The sequence below is a fragment of the Empedobacter tilapiae genome (genome assembly GCF_004785645.1).
Taxonomy (GTDB): Bacteria; Bacteroidota; Bacteroidia; order Flavobacteriales; family Weeksellaceae; genus Empedobacter; species Empedobacter tilapiae.
This window is the reverse complement of record NZ_SRPE01000004.1, coordinates 284,935-305,439: the sequence shown is the minus strand read 5'-3', so window position 1 is coordinate 305,439 and position 20,505 is coordinate 284,935. Positions and strand designations below refer to the sequence as shown.

At 29.0% G+C, this 20,505-nt stretch carries 24 protein-coding genes; 8 read left to right on the top strand and 16 right to left on the bottom strand.

Features of this window, described 5'->3' with window-relative positions:
• Positions 1–24: 24 nt before the first annotated feature.
• Complete coding sequence (locus E4J94_RS07375; protein ID WP_135835231.1) at positions 25–591, bottom strand: Crp/Fnr family transcriptional regulator; 567 nt, start codon at positions 589–591, stop codon at positions 25–27.
• Between the two features lie 73 nt (positions 592–664).
• Here E4J94_RS07375 and E4J94_RS07370 point away from each other — a divergent pair, with 73 nt between their 5' ends.
• The 3 genes from E4J94_RS07370 to E4J94_RS07360 all read left to right on the top strand — a co-directional run bounded on the left by E4J94_RS07370 (position 665) and on the right by E4J94_RS07360 (position 3,453).
• A complete protein-coding gene (locus tag E4J94_RS07370) occupies positions 665–1,354 on the top strand; it encodes an HAD family hydrolase (protein WP_135835205.1) in 690 nt (229 codons plus the stop codon).
• Between the two features lie 2 nt (positions 1,355–1,356).
• Positions 1,357–2,004 carry a chloramphenicol acetyltransferase gene (locus E4J94_RS07365; protein ID WP_135835204.1) on the top strand — a complete coding sequence of 216 codons (648 nt, stop codon included), beginning with the start codon at positions 1,357–1,359 and terminating at the stop codon, positions 2,002–2,004.
• Positions 2,005–2,598: 594 nt separating this feature from the next.
• Complete coding sequence (locus E4J94_RS07360) at positions 2,599–3,453, top strand: hypothetical protein (protein WP_135835203.1); 855 nt, start codon at positions 2,599–2,601, stop codon at positions 3,451–3,453.
• Between the two features lie 124 nt (positions 3,454–3,577).
• Here the strand turns inward: E4J94_RS07360 and E4J94_RS07355 are convergent, their stop codons facing one another.
• The 5 genes from E4J94_RS07355 to E4J94_RS07335 form a co-directional block, all read right to left on the bottom strand.
• Positions 3,578–4,462: a hypothetical protein gene (locus E4J94_RS07355; protein ID WP_135835202.1), complete on the bottom strand. Its 885-nt coding sequence runs from the start codon at positions 4,460–4,462 to the stop codon at positions 3,578–3,580.
• Positions 4,463–4,548: 86 nt separating this feature from the next.
• On the bottom strand, positions 4,549–5,406 hold the full coding sequence (locus E4J94_RS07350; RefSeq protein ID WP_135835201.1) for a helix-turn-helix domain-containing protein: 858 nt from the start codon (positions 5,404–5,406) through the stop codon (positions 4,549–4,551).
• A 150-nt stretch (positions 5,407–5,556) separates the two neighbouring features.
• Positions 5,557–6,444, bottom strand: coding sequence for an alpha/beta hydrolase (locus E4J94_RS07345; RefSeq protein WP_135835200.1), 888 nt, complete (start codon positions 6,442–6,444; stop codon positions 5,557–5,559).
• Positions 6,445–6,448: 4 nt separating this feature from the next.
• The gene (locus E4J94_RS07340) at positions 6,449–7,987 is read right to left on the bottom strand and encodes a GMC family oxidoreductase (RefSeq protein ID WP_135835199.1); all 1,539 of its coding nucleotides are present in this window, start codon (positions 7,985–7,987) and stop codon (positions 6,449–6,451) included.
• Positions 7,988–8,159: 172 nt separating this feature from the next.
• Positions 8,160–9,032, bottom strand: coding sequence for a helix-turn-helix domain-containing protein (locus tag E4J94_RS07335; RefSeq protein ID WP_168801839.1), 873 nt, complete (start codon positions 9,030–9,032; stop codon positions 8,160–8,162).
• A 161-nt stretch (positions 9,033–9,193) separates the two neighbouring features.
• Here E4J94_RS07335 and E4J94_RS07330 point away from each other — a divergent pair, with 161 nt between their 5' ends.
• The 4 genes from E4J94_RS07330 (at position 9,194) to E4J94_RS17820 (ending at position 12,016) form a co-directional block, all read left to right on the top strand.
• Complete coding sequence (locus E4J94_RS07330) at positions 9,194–10,630, top strand: FAD-dependent oxidoreductase (protein WP_135835197.1); 1,437 nt, start codon at positions 9,194–9,196, stop codon at positions 10,628–10,630.
• 100 nt (positions 10,631–10,730) lie between these two features.
• A complete protein-coding gene (locus E4J94_RS07325) occupies positions 10,731–11,063 on the top strand; it encodes a DMT family transporter (RefSeq protein WP_135835196.1) in 333 nt (110 codons plus the stop codon).
• Between the two features lie 84 nt (positions 11,064–11,147).
• Complete coding sequence (locus E4J94_RS07320) at positions 11,148–11,714, top strand: hypothetical protein (protein ID WP_135835195.1); 567 nt, start codon at positions 11,148–11,150, stop codon at positions 11,712–11,714.
• An 89-nt stretch (positions 11,715–11,803) separates the two neighbouring features.
• Positions 11,804–12,016 carry a GDCCVxC domain-containing (seleno)protein gene (locus tag E4J94_RS17820; protein WP_135835194.1) on the top strand — a complete coding sequence of 71 codons (213 nt, stop codon included), beginning with the start codon at positions 11,804–11,806 and terminating at the stop codon, positions 12,014–12,016.
• A 32-nt stretch (positions 12,017–12,048) separates the two neighbouring features.
• Here E4J94_RS17820 and E4J94_RS07310 read toward each other — a convergent pair whose 3' ends face one another.
• From E4J94_RS07310 to E4J94_RS07290, 5 genes are all read right to left on the bottom strand, one after another.
• Complete coding sequence (locus E4J94_RS07310; RefSeq protein WP_135835193.1) at positions 12,049–12,615, bottom strand: Crp/Fnr family transcriptional regulator; 567 nt, start codon at positions 12,613–12,615, stop codon at positions 12,049–12,051.
• Positions 12,616–12,701: 86 nt separating this feature from the next.
• Positions 12,702–13,994 (bottom strand): adenylosuccinate synthase, encoded by a 1,293-nt coding sequence (locus tag E4J94_RS07305; protein WP_246034272.1) that lies wholly within the window; start codon positions 13,992–13,994, stop codon positions 12,702–12,704.
• 79 nt (positions 13,995–14,073) lie between these two features.
• Positions 14,074–14,586 carry a DUF2938 domain-containing protein gene (locus E4J94_RS07300; RefSeq protein ID WP_135835192.1) on the bottom strand — a complete coding sequence of 171 codons (513 nt, stop codon included), beginning with the start codon at positions 14,584–14,586 and terminating at the stop codon, positions 14,074–14,076.
• A gap of 5 nt (positions 14,587–14,591) precedes the next feature.
• Positions 14,592–14,891 (bottom strand): thioredoxin family protein, encoded by a 300-nt coding sequence (locus E4J94_RS07295; protein WP_135835191.1) that lies wholly within the window; start codon positions 14,889–14,891, stop codon positions 14,592–14,594.
• Between the two features lie 113 nt (positions 14,892–15,004).
• Complete coding sequence (locus tag E4J94_RS07290) at positions 15,005–15,832, bottom strand: helix-turn-helix domain-containing protein (RefSeq protein ID WP_135835190.1); 828 nt, start codon at positions 15,830–15,832, stop codon at positions 15,005–15,007.
• Between the two features lie 144 nt (positions 15,833–15,976).
• Between E4J94_RS07290 and E4J94_RS07285 the strand changes: the two genes are divergently transcribed.
• Complete coding sequence (locus E4J94_RS07285; RefSeq protein WP_135835189.1) at positions 15,977–16,516, top strand: GNAT family N-acetyltransferase; 540 nt, start codon at positions 15,977–15,979, stop codon at positions 16,514–16,516.
• A gap of 86 nt (positions 16,517–16,602) precedes the next feature.
• Here the strand turns inward: E4J94_RS07285 and E4J94_RS07280 are convergent, their stop codons facing one another.
• From E4J94_RS07280 to E4J94_RS07260, 5 genes are all read right to left on the bottom strand, one after another.
• Positions 16,603–17,553: a helix-turn-helix domain-containing protein gene (locus E4J94_RS07280; protein ID WP_135835188.1), complete on the bottom strand. Its 951-nt coding sequence runs from the start codon at positions 17,551–17,553 to the stop codon at positions 16,603–16,605.
• A 23-nt stretch (positions 17,554–17,576) separates the two neighbouring features.
• A complete protein-coding gene (locus E4J94_RS07275; protein ID WP_135835187.1) occupies positions 17,577–18,023 on the bottom strand; it encodes a GNAT family N-acetyltransferase in 447 nt (148 codons plus the stop codon).
• Between the two features lie 60 nt (positions 18,024–18,083).
• Entirely contained in the window at positions 18,084–18,554 is a 471-nt protein-coding gene (locus tag E4J94_RS07270) for a GNAT family N-acetyltransferase (RefSeq protein ID WP_135835186.1), read from the bottom strand.
• 15 nt (positions 18,555–18,569) lie between these two features.
• Positions 18,570–19,406, bottom strand: a complete 837-nt coding sequence (locus E4J94_RS07265; protein ID WP_135835185.1) for a GNAT family N-acetyltransferase — start codon at positions 19,404–19,406, stop codon at positions 18,570–18,572.
• A gap of 63 nt (positions 19,407–19,469) precedes the next feature.
• Complete coding sequence (locus E4J94_RS07260; RefSeq protein ID WP_135835184.1) at positions 19,470–20,468, bottom strand: OmpA family protein; 999 nt, start codon at positions 20,466–20,468, stop codon at positions 19,470–19,472.
• Between the last annotated feature and the right edge of the window lie 37 nt (positions 20,469–20,505).

Below are 20,505 nucleotides of genomic sequence, written 5' to 3'. Positions count from 1 at the left end.
TTAGCTCAATTAAGAAACTGAAAATTATTTCGACAAATTTTTAAGGGCTCTGTTCAAACTTCTTACGGAAACACCAAGGTATGAAGCCATATCTTCTTTTGAAATTTCAATTTCCTGTTTAGACTGCAGTTCCATAAGTTTACCTAAACTATGCTCAATAGTATATAGTTGTTGAAACGAAGCTCTACTTGCGGTATTAATAATTCGTTCTGCAAAAACATTTAGCAGCAGATTATTTAATTGGAGATCACTTTCAATAAGTTCTGAAAAATAATTCGGTGTAATTGCATAAACCTTTACATCAGTCATCGCTTCGATATTACATAAACAAGTTGTTTTTCTAATAAATTCAATTTCTCCTATGATTTCTCCTTTACCTGAAAATTCGAGAATATACTCTTTGTCATTGTCTTCCGTAATAAAACATTTCGTAATTCCCGCTTTGATAAGCACTATTTTCGTTGCCTTTTCGTCTTGAGAAAATAGTTTTTCGCCTTTACTATACTCTTTTATAATAATATTCTCTTTACGTTCTTGTTTTTCGTAAAGTACTTGTATATATGCTAAAAATGATTGATTGGTTTTTAACATATTGGTCGAGACAAATGTCCTTTTATTCATTTTTTTATTTATTGAAATTTGTCTTTTCGAAAATACAAAAAAAATGAAAGCTAACATAAAAGCAATAGCATTTGATGCAGACGATACCTTGTGGGTAAACGAGCCATATTTTCAAGAAGCAGAAAAACAATTCTGTGCATTACTTGAAAATTATATACCTCAACATTCCATTTCACAGGAATTATTTAAAACCGAAATGAAAAATCTTCATTTGTATGGATATGGTGTAAAAGGTTTTGTACTATGCATGATTGAAACTGCAAATAGAATTTCAAGTCACACCATTCCGCTGGAAGTGATTGATAAAATTATAGCCATTGGACAAGATCTTTTACAAAAACCTATCAAATTATTACAAGGTGTTTCTGAAACTTTGGAGCAATTAAAAGGTAAATATCAATTGATTGTTGCTACCAAAGGTGATTTATTAGACCAAGAACGAAAACTGAAAAATTCAGGATTAGAAAGTTATTTTCATCATATCGAAATAATGAGTGATAAACAAATCAGTGATTATCAAAAACTATTACAACATCTGGATTGTAACCCCGAAAACCTTCTAATGTTAGGTAATTCAATCAAATCTGATATACTTCCTATTTTAGAGTTGGGAGGTTATGCTGGTCATATTCCATATCATGTTACGTGGACGCACGAGCAACACGAACATCAGTTGAAACATGATAATTTTTTAGAACTAAAAAGTATTGATGAAATTTTAAATTATTTATAGAAATGAAAACATTAATCGATATTCAGCCATGGATTAGAAAAGAACATTATCTATTCTTTTCACAATTCGAAGAACCATTTTTTGGTGTAACTGTAAACATAGATTGCACACAAGCGTACAATGTTTCAAAACAAAAAGGGAATTCCTTCTTTCTCTACTATTTATTTAGAGCATTAAAAGCAGCCAACGAAATAGAAAATTTTAGATATAGAATTATAAATAAAAAAGTCTATCTTTTTGAGCAAATAAATGCTTCACCTACAATCAATCGTCCAAACGGTACTTTTGGCTTTGCTTATATAGATTATAACCAAGATGAAAAGGGTTTTTATACCAATGCCTTAAAAGAAATAGAACGCGTACAACAATCTAACGATTTAATGCCTGCAGTTTCAGGTGAAAATGTAATTCATTTTTCAGCTATTCCGTGGATTGATTTCACTGCTCTTTCACATGCTCGCAGTTTTTCATATCCCGATAGTTCTCCTAAAATATCTTTTGGAAAAATAACCGAGAATAACGAAAGAAAAACAATGCCTATTTCTATTCATGCACATCACGGATTAATGGATGGTTATCACATCGGTTTATTTATAGAGATATTTCAAAAATTGATGAATGAATTGAATGAAAATTCTATAAATATTTGATATTGATTAGTCAAATTATTACATATTTATCTGCTCTGAGTTATTTGTGTACAATAGATTTTAAAAAATAAAAAATTATTTGAATAGATGAGGTCTTTTCCGAATTGAGAAGAATTAATATGTAGAAAAAAATTGTTCTTTTTTGAACATATTTTCTACATATTTATCATAAAACTCATTTTATATTTTGAAAAACATCATAAACTAAGTCTCCTAAAAATGTTGGATTGTTTTCAATAAAGTGTATATTGTACAATATCAATTATCATTTCAATGAATAATAGCACACAATAGAAAATTAATTGTATTTTTCATTAATAGGATTAACTTTAATTAAATTCTTGAATTTTATAAACCAAATAATCGATAATTAATTATTTATCTAATTTTAATTGAATAGTAAGAATTAGATAAATTGTGATATATTAATTTGTCCCCCCATTTGTCCCCCTATCTTATAAAAACAACATAAACAAATTATTAATTTTACAAAATAATTATTAAAAAAATCAATTATAATCATTTTAGCGAATTAATTTTATACAAAAGCCAATAAAATAACTATTATTATGAACTAAACTTAAATTCATAAATATGAAAAATTTTATTCTTTTCTTGATTATCATAGGATGGTCACCCGTTAAAGCTCAAGTAGGTATAAATACGAGCACTCCAAATTCTGCAACTGTACTTGACGTTGTATCTAATAGTAAAGGAATTCTTATCCCTCGACTTACAGAAAGTGAAAGAAATACTTCATTAGCAGATAATGATCCTACTACTATTCCTCCTATTGGAGTAGCTAATACAAGTTTATCCGCAGGGACTTTAATTTTTAATACAACTGATAAACGTTTTGAATTCTGGGATGGACTCGTTTGGAGACAATTATTTGTAGCAACTAGCTCAATTGCTGGTAATGATGGTGTCGTTAAAATAAATAGTGGTAATGGAGGTCTAAAACCCGAAATAAACTTATCAGGATCAGGTAATTCTTACGGTACTCCTTTACAAATATTATATTCAACACCTTTGGTTTTTGCTAGTTCACCAACAACTAGTTGGCCAGAAACTACAGTACCATTTCCTGGAGAAACATCTAATATATACACGGGAAGTACCGCCTCAACACAAAGATGGATAGAGAATAAAATTAATGGACAAGTTCATATATGGAGATTAATAGCAACCGTTACATCTAGCTCAAATTCTACAGGTTCATTAAAGGCAAGCTTCAAGAATCCTGATAGTGGTTTTGAAATTAATTCAATTTCTGTTTTACCTTCAGGTTCTCAAGGATTACCTAAAGTTCTTACATTCTATTTTTATACAATTGCTGACCCTGAAAGTTTAGGAACTGGAAAAGGATATCAATTATTTGTAGAATCGGATGTTAGTTGTAAAGTCATTGTAGAGTCCCTAACCAGAGTTTCATTATTTAAAGATTAATTTTTTATAATAAGGGTTTTTAGTTGATAGAACCGCCTAACCTATTTAAACTGACTAGCTTTTCTAGAAATAGAAAAGCTAGTTTATTTGTATTAATTTTATTGAAAATGAATCATTAAAATAACTAATTATTCTTAATCTTTTCTTCCAAAACATTATTAGATAAAGATTCTATGTAAGCATAGATTAACAACGTAAAAATTGAATAAAATATTAAACTAGTCGCGCCTTGATAAACAGATATAACACTTAATCCAAAACATAAAAAGATAAAAGTACAAGTTGTGACAAATAGAGCTAATGTCAAATATCGAGGAAATCTTTTTAATAAAAATTCACTTTTTATTAGGCTAACAATCAATACAACAGGAACCAATAGTTCGATAAATCCTATAAAATAAATAAAAGGCTCAATCCCTCCTGGTAGTTTAGATAAAAAAGAATTCTTAAATAATAGAACATATTTATTCATCACTTCATCAGGATTAATAAGCTTTTGCCAAGCTGGAAATCCCATTGTATAAAATAAAACAAAGTAAATAGGAAATGTATTGACAATAGAAAAGGTTCGAAAATTCTTTTTCTTTTTTTCTACAATAAGAAGAAAAAAATACAACAACCCTACAAAGAAATACATATTCGCAGACGCTACATGATTTGATAATAACCTTACCATAAATCCATAAATTGCATTAGAAACAATAGCAAAAAAGATTCCCCACCTTAACATACAAATAGTATTGCTTTTTATGATTTCATTTTTTATTAATGATAATAAAAGTGCAGAAGCTGATAATATTTGTAAGATGGCCATCAGAATAAACAGATTATCATAATAAGAAGGATAATTTGTTATTTTTTCTTGATTATAATAATTAAGAAATTGTAAATGTGAACTATCTCCTCCTATCAAAATAGTTAAACCATTTAGAAACATATAAAATGTAAGACCTATTTGTATAAAAATCAGAATAAATAATCTTGCTGAAATATTTTTTAATGACATCATTGTATATAATTTTATTTACAAATAAATGAAGTAATTTGTCGAAATAAGGTATAAAACTGCGTAGATAGATGATAAAAACGCGAATTTTATATACTATCTTTAAATTCATTAGGTGTTAATCCTGTTTTAAGTTTAAAGAATTTGATAAAATTTGTAGTTTCTTCAAATCCAAGATCATATGCAATTTCTTTGATCAATATATTTTCATATGTTAGCTTCCTTTTAGCTTCTAGAATAACACGATCATTGATGATATCTTTTGGCGTTTTATTTAATTCTTTTGCAGTTGAAATTTGTAAACTCCGAATACCTACACGTAGTAAGTCTGTATAGAATACAAGCTTTTTTTGCTGTTTATAATTTTCCTCTACACTTTGTATAAATGATAGAACTATATTATGTTGTAAAGATTGCTTTTTTTCAAAACCTTCTTGAAATTCTATTTCACGTTCAGATAATAACAAAATACGATACAAAAGATTGTGTAAAATTTCACTTTGTTTATGATCTACAGGATTTTTTAATTCATTAAATATTTCTATAAAAAGATCATAAAGTTTATCAAAATTATTCTTAACATCAAAAAATGCTTGATGAAAAATATTTTTAAAAAGGATTGTAGATTGTAAAAATTGACAATCGTGAGAGGTTCTACAAAAAAAGTCTTCTGTAAAAATAAGCGCCCTACCATCATAGGATTCTTTTGGGTCGAATGCATGTACCTGTCCTTTAGAAATAAAAAGAATATGATTTGGTTTTACTTCTATCTCTTCGAAATCTACAATATGTTTTCCTTCTCCTTCTGTAAACAAATAGATCATAAAGAAATCTGTTCTATGAGGTGAGAAAAGATCATGCGGTTTCCTACTTAATCTTTCTTTAATAGTTGTGGTATTAATCTTTTGAATATGATTAATTGTATAAATAAAAGGATATGTCCGCATTGTTATTTTATTTCTGTGAAAAGAATAAATCTAATGAATTTATTTATTCCTTACTATTAATAAAAATAACCCTTGATATTTGCTTTCATACACATCAAGGGTTTATTTAGGCAATCCTGAATAAGATAATAGAATTTATTTAACTGATATTTATCTATTTTCTTTTATGAATTCTGTTATTCTTTTCATTGCCTTACCTCCTTCTATTTCATTTTCAGGATCTTTAAAATATTGAATAAATCCATGTTCCATCTTTGGATAAAGAATAAATTCATTTTTTACATTTTCTTTGGTCAGCTTTTCGGCAAACATTTTTATATGATCTTGAAGAGGATCATTTTCTCCAACTAATAATAATGATGGTGGAAAATTCGAAACATCTGCATAAAAAGGTGAAACAAGAGGTTGCTTCAAGAGTTTATCTTCTGTTCCAATATAAAATCTAGCACATTTATTCATTAATTCTGTTTGAGGAAAATGTTCTATTCCTAATCTTTTAAAAGATTCTGTATCTGGTAAAAATGATAATCCTGGATACATCATAATTAATGAAGTTATTTCTAATTTTACTTTTCTATCTAATGCTAAAATAGCTAAAGAGGCTGTTAATCCACCTCCAGCACTATCGCCAGCAATAACAACTTTTTCGGAATTCCCTTTAAATGATGTGATATGATCTTGTAGCCATAATAAAGCATTATAACAATCTTCTAATCCTTGAGGAAAAACATGCTCAGGAGCTAAACTATATTCAATGGATAAGGTTACGGCATTATTTCTATTTGCTAAGGCAGAAGCTATGACATCATGCGTTTCTATATCTCCCGACATCCATCCTCCTCCATGAATAAATAATATTGTTGGAGCATCTTGATCAATCTTTTTAGGAACATATACTCTATATTTTCTCGTTCCATTTTTAAAATCAAGGAAAGTATCTAATTCATCTCGTTCTCCTGCTGTTGGATTTAGACTTGTATAATAAGCTCTAAATTCTTCTGCAAATTTTAAATCTACATCTGTTATCTTTCTGTTCATATTTTTATTTATTTAAAATTCTATCTGCTATTTTTTCAGCAACCATAATTACTGTTAGATTAGGTGCAACAGAAACTGGTTCGGGGAAAATAGACGCATCAACTACTCTTAAACATTCTGTATTATACACTCTTCCTTCAAAATCTACAACAGCATCAACATCGTTCTTTCTTCCCATAGGTACAGTAGAAAAAGGATGATGATAAGTGTCTAAAGATTGTTTTGCTGCTTCTATGATTTCTTCATCTGTAGCTCTCGATGGAGGATTTAATTCTAATTTAAAATATTCTTTCAAAGGGCTCGTTTTTCCTAGTTTTTGGGCGATACGAATACCTTCAACCAATCTCTTTCTATCTTCTTCTTCTCCAAGAAAATTTAAGTCTATAAATGGTTGTGCAAGAGGATCCTTACTTGTAATTTTAAAAACACCTTTCGATTTAGGATTTGTTAGAGCAACAGCTAATACAAAACCTCTTCCTGTAGGACTTTGTTCATGAGGAAATAAATGTGTTCCTGTAATATGAATATCTAATTCTTCCTCTTTTGCAAAAGAGGTTTTTGTCCATACAACAGCTGCAATTGCTGGTGTTTGTTCTCCTGACTCTTCAGGATCTACGGCATAAGCATTATAGAAAAAAGGATGATCATATAGTTTTTTACCAACAGGAGCATCTACTAATACAGGAATATCTAGCTCTTCTAAATGACTTTGAACACCTATTCCAGATCGTTGTAAAATAGCAGGTGAGCCATAACTTCCTGCAGAAAGAATAATCTCTTTGCCTTTGTACTCTTCTCCATTAATTAGGCGTGCTCCTACAGCTTTTTTTCCTTCAAATAAAATTTTATCTGTATGTCCATTTCCAATAACCGTAAGATTGGGTCTACTTCGAAAAGTTTCTTTTAGATAAGCAATTCCTGTATTTACCCGAACATTATTAATATTATTCATTGGGTAAACACCAACTCCATATTGCTTCTCTCCATTAAAATCTGAACTTAGATTTTCGTATCCATTTGCTTCAGCAGATTGAATTAATTTTTGATGAAGAAGCGTGACATCTTTTTCTGTATATTGATAAACAGGAAACGGCCCTATTCTTCCATGTAGTACAGGATTATCTATATTTGATGTCTCTAATTTTTTATAATAAGGCAAAACATCCTCCCAAGACCATCCTTCAAGTCCGTATCTTTCTTCCCAATTTTTAAAATCTACAGGTAAAGCACGAGCAGCTACTCCAGCATTTACCGCAGAGCTACCTCCTAAAACTTTTCCTCTAGGAAGAGGTATCGATCTATTAATAAAACCAGGAGCAGAATGAAAACCCCAATCAAAACGACTATCTCCTACTGAACCTAATGAATTTCGATCTGCAATAACGTTTGGATATCCCTTAGAATCAAATAAAGCACCAGCTTCTAGAACGAGAACTTTTTTTGTATAATCTTCAGATAAACGATAAGCTAATACAGCCCCTGCTGATCCTGCTCCTATTATAATATAATCATAATAAGATTTTGTAGCGAATTCTATTTTCATAACACTTTAATTTAAATATAAGACACATTAAATCTGTGTTTTAATTTTAAAGTAAAAGTAGTTTTGTAAACAATTATGCGAAAGGTAAAAAAAGGTCGATTAGAGGTAAAAAAGTAACACAAACATCTTATGCACATGTTTGTATTTAATATATTTCACAAAAAAAACATTATTAATACATTGATTTCCTGAAACTTTCAGGAGAAGTTTTTTCAAATTTTTTAAAAAATTTCGTAAAATTAGTAGGTTCATTAAAACCTAATTCATACGCAATTTCCTTTATCTGAAGAGAAGGATCGAGAAGCATTCGTTTACTTTCTAATAAAAGAAATTCTTGAACCATCAGTTTAGGTGATTTTCCAAAATGAGCTTCAGAAATCCTTTGTAAATTTCGAATACTAATTCCTATTTTTTTAGCATATTCAGAAATTGTCAATTGATCTTTGTATGATTTTTCAATTAGAGATTTAAACTGTAAAGCGTATAAAAACTCTTTACTTTTTTTTGGGAAAAGTGGATAATCTCCTCGTTTTATACGAAGTAAATTTAAAAGAAGAGAGGCTAAATGATTTTGTAAAATACTTTCTTGTAAATCATCATAGGCGATATCCAGTTCTTTTTGAATCATAAAGATTAATGAATATATATCTTCACGTTTATCTCCATTTAAATAAAGAGGTTCATCAATAATAAGCTCATTTAAAAAAAAAGAATTATTATGAAAAAAATGAGAATGAGATTTATACAAAAGAAAATCTTCAGTAAAAGCAATAATAGTTCCATCTGAATTTTTTGACGGAAAAAAAGCATGAACTTGACCTGGACGTATAATCAAAAAATCTCCTTTTTTTATTTTATGTACATTAAAATCTACTAAATGTTGAGATTCGCCAGAAGTAATGAATAACAATATGTAAAAATTTGCTCGATGTTGTCTTAAAACAGCATTTTCTCCCCTTCTTATACGTTCAGAAAAAGAAATAATATGTATTTTTTGATTTTCATTGCTAATAGGCTTAAAATCAAATGATTTTATTTTATTCATTGAAATGTGAGTTGGTAAAGGTTGATGGTTAAATAAATTTAAAAAAATAATTTCCATTTACACAATAGAAATATTCAATTTAATAATCTTAAATCTTAATAAATTACTCTAGATTTTTCTAAATACCTACTTTAATCTTATTTTTGCAAAAAAATTTTAAATTGAGTAAACTAGTTAACTGGATAAGCTGTAAAAACTGCAATGGACTTGGTAAAAAAAGTCAAGGAGTCTCGAAAAAAAAACTCTTGCGTTACGAATTTGCTGTTGCTCAATCTAAAAAGAATGAAAATTTTATTACTCCAAATAAACCAAAAAGTTCGATGCAGATTTGTACTATCTGCTCAGGAACTGGTTTGATAACTACAAATGAACGCCCGTCACCCAACGAAAAAAAATATCCTCATGTTGCAATTGTCGGAGGTGGAATTGGTGGAATTGCATTGGCATTGGCATGTTTACATCGTCAAATTCCTTTTACACTTTTTGAGCGTGATCGAGCTTTTAACGACCGTTCACAAGGTTATGGACTAACGTTACAACAAGCAAGTAAAGAATTAAAAAAATTTGGAATCCAAGCTTTAGAGGAAGGAATCGTTTCTACATTGCATTTAGCACATACTATAGAAGGAAATGTGATTGGCGAATGGGGAATAAGAAAATTACAAGATAAAGATGCAATTAAAGCAAAGAACAAAAATAAACATACTAATATTCATATTGCTAGACAGTCTTTACGCTTAGCTTTCTTAAATCAATTAGGAGGCAATAATCAAGTCTTATGGAATCATCAACTGACCGATTATAAAGTTGGTGAAAAAGTGGAATTAACCTTTGATGTTGATGGTATTCAAAAACAATTTAAAGCAGACTTACTTGTTGGTGCAGATGGTATACGTAGCTTAGTACGTAGATTATTGATAGATGAAGAAAAAAATCCGTTGCGCTATCTAGGTTGCATTGTAGTTTTAGGAATTTGTAAGTTAAATACTTTAGAAAATTTAGAGAGTTCTTTGTTAGATGGAGCTACAGTATTTCAAACAGCAAATGGAACTGAACGTATGTATATGATGCCTTATGATAAAGATTCGATTATGTGGCAATTTAGTTTTCCAATCTCAGAAGAAGAAGCAATAGCTTTAAGTAAAAAAGGAGTAGAAGAATTAAAAATAGAAGTTAGCAAAAGAACGCAATGGCACTCTCCTATTCCACAAATTATAGCTGCTACAGAAACGAAAGAAATTACTGGATATCCTGTTTATGATCGAGATTTATTAAGTCAAGATTTATTAAAAAATGCTGGTTTTGTAACATTAATTGGAGATGCTGCTCATCCAATGAGCCCTTTTAAAGGTCAAGGTGCTAATCAAGCGTTGTTAGACGCTTTGTTATTAGCGCAAAAAATTACTTCAGTTTCTAATCATCAAAATAATAATCTAAATCTACGCGAAAAAATCTTGTTATCATTTGAAAAAGAAATGATTGACCGAAGTAGTGTTAAAGTAAAAAAATCAGCAGAAGCTGCAAAATTTCTTCATTCTGAAATTGTTCTTAAAGAAGGTAATGTCACTTTTGGTTCTAAATGGTCTTCAAATCTATAAATCTAATCTTGATCAAAAAATTGTTTAATAAATAAAGTATAACATTTCGTTGATTTATTTTCGTAATTATTAAATTTGATAATGAATTATAATACTAAATATGAAAAATTATCTTTTCCTTCTTGCAGCCATACTTTTTGAAGTTATTGGAACTTCATTCTTAAAGAAGACTGATCAATTTACTAAACCTATTCCAACTATAATATTTATATTGTCTTTAACAACTTCATTCTATTTCTTATCGCACGCTTTAAAAGGAATTCCGATAGGAATTGCCTATGCAATTTGGTCAGCATTTGGAATAATACTGATTTCATTAGTTGGATATTTCGTTTATAAACAAAACTTAGATTTTCCCGCTATTATTGGAATAATTTTTATCATTATAGGAGTTATAATTATCAATCTATTCTCAAAATCTAGCGTACATTAATACTTTTAAAAAGCTTAAGATGTAATCAAGCTAATCTCTTACAATTCTAAAAAACATTATTATTTATCGTATAAACTCATTTTGATGAAAGAAAAGTTTAAAAAATATACAGTTCTATTTCTAAAAGATATTATTCCTGTAATCGCAGGTATATTAATTGCTCTTTTCATTAATGAATGGAATTCTGAACGAAAAGATGAAGCTTATATTAATCAAGTATTTTCAACTATAAGCCAAGAGTTAAAAGAGTCAAAAGAAGATATTATCGTAACCATTCCTCAACAAGAATCTTTAATCGATTCATTAGAATTTTATTCTACTCATCAAAATATAACGATTTTAGATGTGGTTATGAGATCTAAAGGAATCTATATTCCGAGAATAAAAATTAGCGCTTGGAAATCTGTTTCTAATACAAAAATTGATTTAATTGATTATAATAAAATAACTACGCTCTCTGATATCGAAGAATTAAAACAAACATTGAACAATAAAAGTGATTTTTTAATGAGTTTTTTATATTCAAATATAAATGAGACAGATAAAAACAAAAAACAAACTTTAAAAATGATTCTTTTAGATATTATTCAAACCGAAAGAACACTTCAACAAAATATTGAATTAATGGAAAAGTATAATAAAACTAATTAATATTTCTATTTTTAAGTATTTAGCATTCTCAGTTTATAGTTCTACTATTTGATTTAATAGCAAAATGTATAATCCTTGGTATAATTTAGATGAAAATTAATTTACACTCAATCCTTATTTGTCCAAACTGCAAATATGAAAAAGAAGAAATAATGCCAACGAATTCCTGTGCATATTTTTATGAATGTAAAAACTGTAAACAAATTTTAAAACCCAAAAAAGGTGACTGCTGCATATTTTGTAGTTATGGAAACATGAAATGTCCTTCTATTCAACAAAATAAAAAATGTTGTTGGTTTTAAATTCTACACATTCGATTTAATAAGCAGAATAATCATCCATTACGCCTTATTCTACTAAGAGAAGAAGATGTAATTCCTAGATAAGTTGCAAGCATACTTAACGGGACACGATTTGCTAAACCTGGATAATGTTCCAAAAAAAGATGATAACGATTGGTTGCATCTAAATTTTTCATTGTGCTTGCTGTTTTAAGTTTACTTTCTGCAACAAAAGCATACAGTTTACTCATTAACAAAGGCCAGATAGCAATTTGTTGTTCTAAAATTGTAAAACAATCATAATCAATAGACCAAACTACTGCATCAGTAATTGCTTCAATAAAATCATTAGAGAGAGTTTGTTCTTGAAAACTATGAAGATCACCAATAAAACGTCCTTCGTAAATAAAATAGTTGGTAAAATCGTCTCCTTTTTTATTGTAATAAACCGAACGAAATACACCTTCATCAACAAATGCAATTTTTTTACTAATGTTTCCGTGTTCCACGAAATAAGTTCCTTTTGGTATTTCTACCAATTTAAACAAACTTATAATGAGTTGTTTTTCAGTCTCACTAATAAAACCAAATTTTTCTATAAACGCAATAAGCTCTTTCATATCATTTAAAAGTACAAATATTCCTGCTCAGAAAAATTACCAAACAGGAATTATTTTCTTTTAATTAAATTGTTTTATCTTCTTTTTTAATTTTCTGACAATGAAATGATATCTTCTCTTTTTGGTCCAATAGAGAGATAATTCAACGGAGTTTGTAACTGATTTGTTAAAAATGAAATATATGCAAGTAATTCCTTTGGTAATTCTTCTTCTTTTGAAATAGCTGAAAAATTTGTTTTCCAACCTTCAAACCTTTTCCATTTAGGTAAAGCTAAAGAGAATGTATCATCCATAGCTGCTATTTCCTGTGATTTATTATCTATTTCATAATGCTCGCAAAGTTGTACAACTTCCATTTCATTTAGCACATCTGCTTTCGTCATAATAAGTTGAGTAACTCCATTAAGCATCACTGCATATTTTAAAGCTGGAAGATCTAACCAACCTATTCGACGTGGTCTTCCTGTATTAGAACCAAACTCATGTCCTTTTGTGCGAAGTTCATCTTCTAGCTCATCTTTTAACTCACTCGGAAATGGACCATCTCCAACTCGCGTTACGTATGCTTTAAATACACCAAATATTTCTCCCACTTTAGAAGGAGACACACCTAAACTAACACAAGCAGCAGATGCAATCGTATTAGAAGAAGTTACAAATGGGTAAGTCCCATGATCAATATCTAACATCGTTGCTTGCGCTCCTTCTGCTAAAATTCGTTTACCTAAGTTAAGAGATGAATTAAGAAAAAGTTCCGTATCAATAATAGATAGTTCTTTTAAAAATTCTATATCAGCTAGAAACTTCATCATCATTGAATCGAAATCAATCATTTCTACTCCTTTCTCCGTTAATTCCGTATATGCAAAATGAATTGCTTTCTTTATAGTATTTGTGAATTCTGTTTGAAAGATATCTGAGATTCTAAAACCTTGTCTTCGAGTTTTATTAGAATATGCACATCCTATTCCATTTTTAGTAGTTCCGATTGTACGATAATCATCCGAATTTTCGAAATAGATATCCCAATATGGATCAGTTGGCAACACTAAATGAGCTTTTTTAGAAATAAATAAACGTTCCTTAAAAATAAGTTTAGGATAAGTAAGTGACAACTGCTCGATTTCATTTCTTAATTGACTTGGATTAACAACAGTTCCTGTTCCAATGACATTTTGAACATGTGAATAAAAAACTCCTGAAGGTAACTGTTTTAACGTCACTTTTTTTTCATTCCAAAAAATGGTATGTCCTGCATTTGAACCTCCATTAAAACGTGCTATGATATCATAATTAGGACAAATATGATCTATAAATTTTCCTTTTCCCTCATCTCCCCATTGAAGTCCAACTAGGATATCCATTTTTGCTGTATTCATTTTTATAACGATTTATACAAGCAAAAGTATAAGCATTCAATCACATGACAATTGCCATTTGGCAAATAAGAACCAAATATCAATCATAACTTTTATTCAAAAAACAACTCAACAACAACGCTGCTAAATACAAGCCTAATCCGTAAATAAAATGTGCTTGTAAACTTCTTAATCTAGAAACAGCTGGATTCGGAGTTTTAGATGCTGCAAAACCGAAACCAAAAGCCGGTTGCATTAAAAACCAAGGAGCTATTGTTGTGGCAATTCCTAATATAATACAAGGAAAAAAAGTAGGATTTTTAAGCCAATTTATTCCGTAAATCCATAACAACAAAAATGCGAATGAAACACCAATAACATAATGCGAAATCCATCCGATTATTCGTTCTCTTTTTACTTTTTCGGATTGAAGTATATTTTGATGTACAAAAATTCCATTTTTAAAATTTCCTATCCAACGACCAACAATAGCGTAATCTAAAGATGAAATATTAAAAAATCGCTTAACTAAAACCGCATAAATATCCATAAATAATGTGGCTCCTACTCCAATAAATATCGAATAGCCAATGATTTGAAATAAAGTGTTCATTTGTTTTATTTTAATGATCGAAGTATTTCTAACAACTCATTTTCGTTTATCATTCCTGCTTTTCTCCAAACTTCTTTATTATTTTTGATTGCTACAAATGTTGGAATAGAACGAATATTAAACTGATTCGCAATAATAGATTCGGCATCAACATCGATTTGTTTTATAGTTAACCAGTCGTATTGTTTTTGTTGAATAGATGCAATTACAGGCATCATCATTCTGCAAGGCTGGCACCATTCTGCATAAAATTGTAAAAGTTCAAGACTTTCTGTTTCAGGATTTTTTGTTTCTATGTTTGACATATCTTATAATTTAACAAGACAAAATTACAAGGCGTCTTAATATTTCTTCTTTTAAAAACTAAGGATAAAATGGTACAAATCAAAGATTTTTATAGAAATAGAATATTTACTCTTTATAAACTTCGTCTAAAATCTGTAAGTGATTGTTTGGTTTCGCGTTTAAAATAACGTCCCATATAAGAAGGATCTTCAAAATGTAGTTCTTGCGCAATGTCATTTATACTTTTATTTGGAGTCTTCAAAAGCTGTTTAATTTCAAGAATAACTTGTCTATTTATCAAATCTTTTGGTGCATAATTCAAAAAATCTTTCGTTATTTGAGATAAATAAAATGGCGTAATACAAAGTTTATCGGCATAAAAAGCAACATCGCGATGTTGTTTTGCATAAGTACCAATCAAATCCCAAAACTTCCAACACAATTCTTCTTTCCTACTAAACTTTTTGTTCAAATCGTAATCGCTCTCTCCTATTTGTTCCGAAATTGCAAGAAAGAAATTTTGAAAATGATTACACAACATTTTTCGTTGATAAACTGTAATATTATGAAGTAAATAATCGCATTGTTGCTCCCATAATTCTAATTGTTTCAACTGCAACTCATTAAGATTTAAAATAGGATAATGATGCAAATAACTGTAAAGATGATTAGGTAAATCGAAAGCAATTTCACTCGCAAAAGGTCTGTCGATTAAAAAACATTTCATTTTAAAATCAGACGAATTTTGAGAAATAATCAAGATATCATCTTCAGACAAAACCAAAACCGATCCTTTTTCTATAATATTCATTTTAAAATTAATACTCGCCAAAGCATTTCCATCTTTAACGTACATTAAGACAAGATATGACAGTTTTAAAGGAAAATCTAATGCTTGATTGAAGTTCATATTACCATATTTCAATCCTATTTTATTTTCTATAAAAATATCCTTATTCATTCAATCAGTTTTTATAATTACATAAAATTAATTCTTTTATTGACATATTAAATCAATTAGTTTTCAAAAGTACCGAAACTACGAAAATAATGATCTATAATAAAGGATTGCATTCTTCTAATTTTGTATCAAAATAAAAACAAAATGGAATTTACAACAGAACGATTGATTTTGCGTCCGTGGACAATTGCAGATGCAGAAGATTTATACAACTATGCAAAAGACGAACGTGTTGGACCTATTGCAGGTTGGGCGCCACATAAAAGTGTAGAAGAAAGTGCAGAAATTATTCAGACTGTTTTTGCTCAGAAAGAAGTTTATGCAGTTGCCTTAAAAGAAAATAATCGCGCTATTGGCTGCATTGGTATTCTTATTGGTAAAAATAGTAATTTTGAGATTACAGAAACCGAAGGCGAAGTGGCTTATTGGATTGGAGTTCCTTTTTGGGGACAAGGTTTGATTCCGGAAGCGCTTAATAAAATCATAGAACACGCTTTTGAAACATTAAAGCTAACCAAACTTTGGTGCGGATTTTTTAAAGATAATGAGAAGTCTAAACGAGCACAAGAGAAATGTGGTTTTAAACATTCGCATATTATCGAAAAACAATTTAATCCGTTTTTAAATGATTATCAGGTAGAATATGTAAGCCGATTAACAAAAGCTGAATGGCAAAACAAATAAAAGAAAAGTCGATATAATAATATCGACTTTTTTATGTTATAATTTCTCTTTCAATTTTTAGTAAAGCAGAGTTTATTATGCTTCAATTAATGCTTGTGATTTTTACGAAATTGCAAAGGAGTAAAACCAGTTTGTTTTTTAAAAAAGCGATTAAAATACGAATCATCTGTAAAATTTAACTCAAAAGCAATCATAGAAACCGTATCATTTGTTTGTAATAATCGCGATTTTGCTTCTTGCAATAATTGTTTTTGAATAAAATGACTTGCAGGCAATCCTGTAACTTCTTTCACCAAATCATTGAGATAATTTGGATGTACATGCAATAAATAGGCATAATCACTCACTTGTCTTTTTTCGATAAAATGCTGATTTACTAATAACTGAAACTGAGAAGTTAGTTGTTCTTTTCGAGATAAAGAGAAATTTTCGTGCGTTGTTTTTTTATTATAAATTCGTTCGGCTTCCAACAAAATAACATTAAGAAACATTCGAGTAAGCAAATCATCATTAAAAGTTGTTTTCTGGCATTTTTCGCTATTTAGTTTCCAAAACAAATGTTCCATCATTCCTGTTTCACGTTCCGAAAGCTGAATAAAAGGTTCCTTATCCAAATCAAAAAAAGGAAATTGATTCAGTTTTATTTGATGTTTAATGCAAAGTAAAAAATAATCTGCATCGAACATACAATAAATTCCTTTCACATCTTCGCTCCAATATTCAACAGCATGCAATTGATTTTCACCAACAAAATACATTGTTTGCGGTTTAAATTCATATTTTAGATGACCAATATGTTCTTCAATTCGTCCTTCGGTTAATAAAATAATGCTATAAAACTTTCTTCTAGTTTGTTTTCCTTCAATCTGTTTTTGCTGCTTTTTAAGATCTTCTAAACGAGCAATTTCTAAAAAACCATTTCCATGTTCGTACGAAATTGCATTACATTCTTCACAAAATGTCAAAGAAGCATCTTTCAAATAAAAGTCTTTGAAATCTTGTTCGTTTCGTAATTCTTTAATCTCAGATTTTTTCATTAGAAATGGATTATTTTTTTAAACTAAGTAAGATTGATTGTGAATTTATTATGACTTAATTTAAATCCTAATCCTTCGTAAACAGCAACATTTTCGATTCGTTTTTTATTGGTTGTAACTTCTATACTTTTTAGATTATGTGTTTTCGAAAAATCTATAATCTTATGAATAAGACTTCTTCCAACACCTTTTCCTCTGTAAGATTTAGAAATATAAAACTCTTGAATTTCGCCAACTAAACCGCAATGATGTAACAAATTTTGTACGTGAAAGCTAATTAATCCTACTTTTTCATCTTCGATTTCAGCAATTAAATACACGTAATTTTGATTTGAAATATTTTCGACAAAAATTTCTTTAAAAAGATTAACATCAAAAGCTTCGTTTCCAAGATCGCAAATTGAATTGTAGACAAAATCGAAATCGTTAATCGTGATTTTTCTAATTTGAATTTTAAATTCGTTGGACATTTTCATAATTATTAGACCCAACTAATTTACTTATAAATACGATAAATTGTTTTGTTATTTCTAAACATTATCGATTTTTAAACGCATTGATTTACTATAGTTTTCAAAACCTTCGCGTATATATAAAGCTTCTGCCAACTTATTTTTAGCCAAAACATTTAATTCTAAATAATCAACTTTATTTTCTTTTGCAAATATTTTAACTTGATTCAATAAAGCTGTTCCAATTCCCTTTCCGCGAGCATTTTCATCGACCACAATATCCATTAAATACAAACATTTTAGTGGAACAAAACAATTATAAGGCAAACTTTCTTGTTGATGTGTAATCGCAAAACCTTCGACTTTTTTTGCTGATTCATAAACAAATGCAGTAAAAAAATCTTCTTCTGCAATAACCTTTTTTAAAAATTCTTCATCTTGATGAGTCTTTTCCATATAAAAAGGTTCATATTTTTCCATTTGATTAAACAACTGAAAATAAAGTTCTTTTATCCTTTGTAAATCGCTCAATTGTGCTTTTCTAATCATACTATTTTGTTCGGATTATAAACTCTTTACCATTTCAAATTGATTGATATCGTTCACTAAACCTTGTTTTTCTAAGAATATTTTTAGGTTTTCGGCTGCTTCATCAACATTATTTATTTGTATGGTTCCATCAGATAATTGCTTATTTACTTCTACTACCAATTGTTTTGCGATTCCTTTTCTTCTTTCTTGAGGTTTTACTGCTATTTGATAAATTCGATTTTTAGCAGAATTAAACAAAACGTAACCTACTAATTCATCTTCTATAAAAGCACCTAATGCAGTTGGTTTTGCATTATTCATACTCAGTTCAGCACTTTGCCAACTCGGAGAAATATCCCAAAACAGCTGAAAATCATTCCATAAAAATTCATTTAAAGGTTGAATCAAAGCTATATTTGAATGAGATTTTACTTGTAATTTACCACTAAAACAAAGTAATTTTCGGTTGATATAGAATCCATTTTTTTCGTAAGCTCTTATGGCAGATTGATTGTTCTCGATAACTTCTAAAACATGCTGATTGACTTTATTTTCTTTAAAAAACGGTTGAATATAATCGTACATTTTACCAACCAAACCTTGTCCGCGATACTTCGATAATACACCTGTTCCTGCATTGTACACAATTGTTTTGCCATTTTCTGTTCTGATTCCGTGCATGATAAAAGCAACCAATTGATCGGAATCAAAAACTCCAATAGACCATTCTAATAAAATATTTTCCGACTCAATTTTAAACTGTAACTGCTCATCATTCAGTTGAAAAGGAACAATGTAATCTGCAAAAGCTCCATTAATGGCTTTTAATAAATCGTTTGTATCTTGTTTTGCTAATTGTCGTATCTGCATTTTCAATATTAAATAATTATAGTAAAATAAAAAGCTCTTTTAATAAAAAAGAGCTAATATATGTTAATTAGTTTTCACTAATTCAACTCGTCTATTTCTAGCTTTATTGTCTTCTGAATCATTTGCTACTAAAGGTTTTTCTGCTCCATAACCATTAGCAGATAAACGAGATTTGTCTATGTTTTGTTTTATCAATATAGACATAACAGCATTTGCCCGATCTGTAGAAAGTTTTTTATTATGTGTAGCTTCTCCTGAATTATCTGTATGTCCTTCAATTGATATTTTCAAATTTGGATCCTTCTTCAATGCTTCAGCTATTTGTGTTATCACCTCATTCCCTTCTGGTTTTACAGTAGATCTATCTACATCGAAATTTATATATAGAATGGATTTTCCTTTTTCAGTGAGGTCTTTTACAATATCAGCCGCAGATACTTTAGTAATTGTTTGCTTTAAACTTTCTTCTTGCAATATATTTAATTTTCCTCCTTCATTATTAGCAGAAAATTGTATATAAATATTTCCTTTTTCTTTGCTTCTAATTACATAAAACTTAATATTTTCTTCTGCATATCCCATATCTCCTTCATCACCTTTATTTGGATCTTCTTTATTGTAACGATCATATTCTTCTCGTCCTATTTCTCCATCAAAAACTTTTACTGCACCTATTGAAATCAAGTAGTCTTCCATACTTTTTTCAAAATATCGTTTCGAAAATTGCTCTCCTTGTTCAGCGCTCACGAATATTTTATACAATTTCCCTTCAAATGGAGTCATTATTCCGTCAATTGGAAAAAAACATATATCGAAGTTTTTTTGTAATGGTTTATTTAATGATTTTAATCCCTTTGGTAAAGTAAAAAATGGGAAGTCTCCTAAATCCGCATTTGAATAAGGAATATTTTCAATATTAAATTTTGTTTTAGATTCGTTTGTAATCGAATCTTTGCTAGAATCAACTTCTATTATTTCAATGGAATTTTTGTCTTCTTTTGTAGTTTGTTTACAAGCAAAAAATACCATTCCTATTGCCAATAAAATTGTTATTTTCTTCATCTTAGGATTAGTGTTTTATATAATTAAGATTTAAATA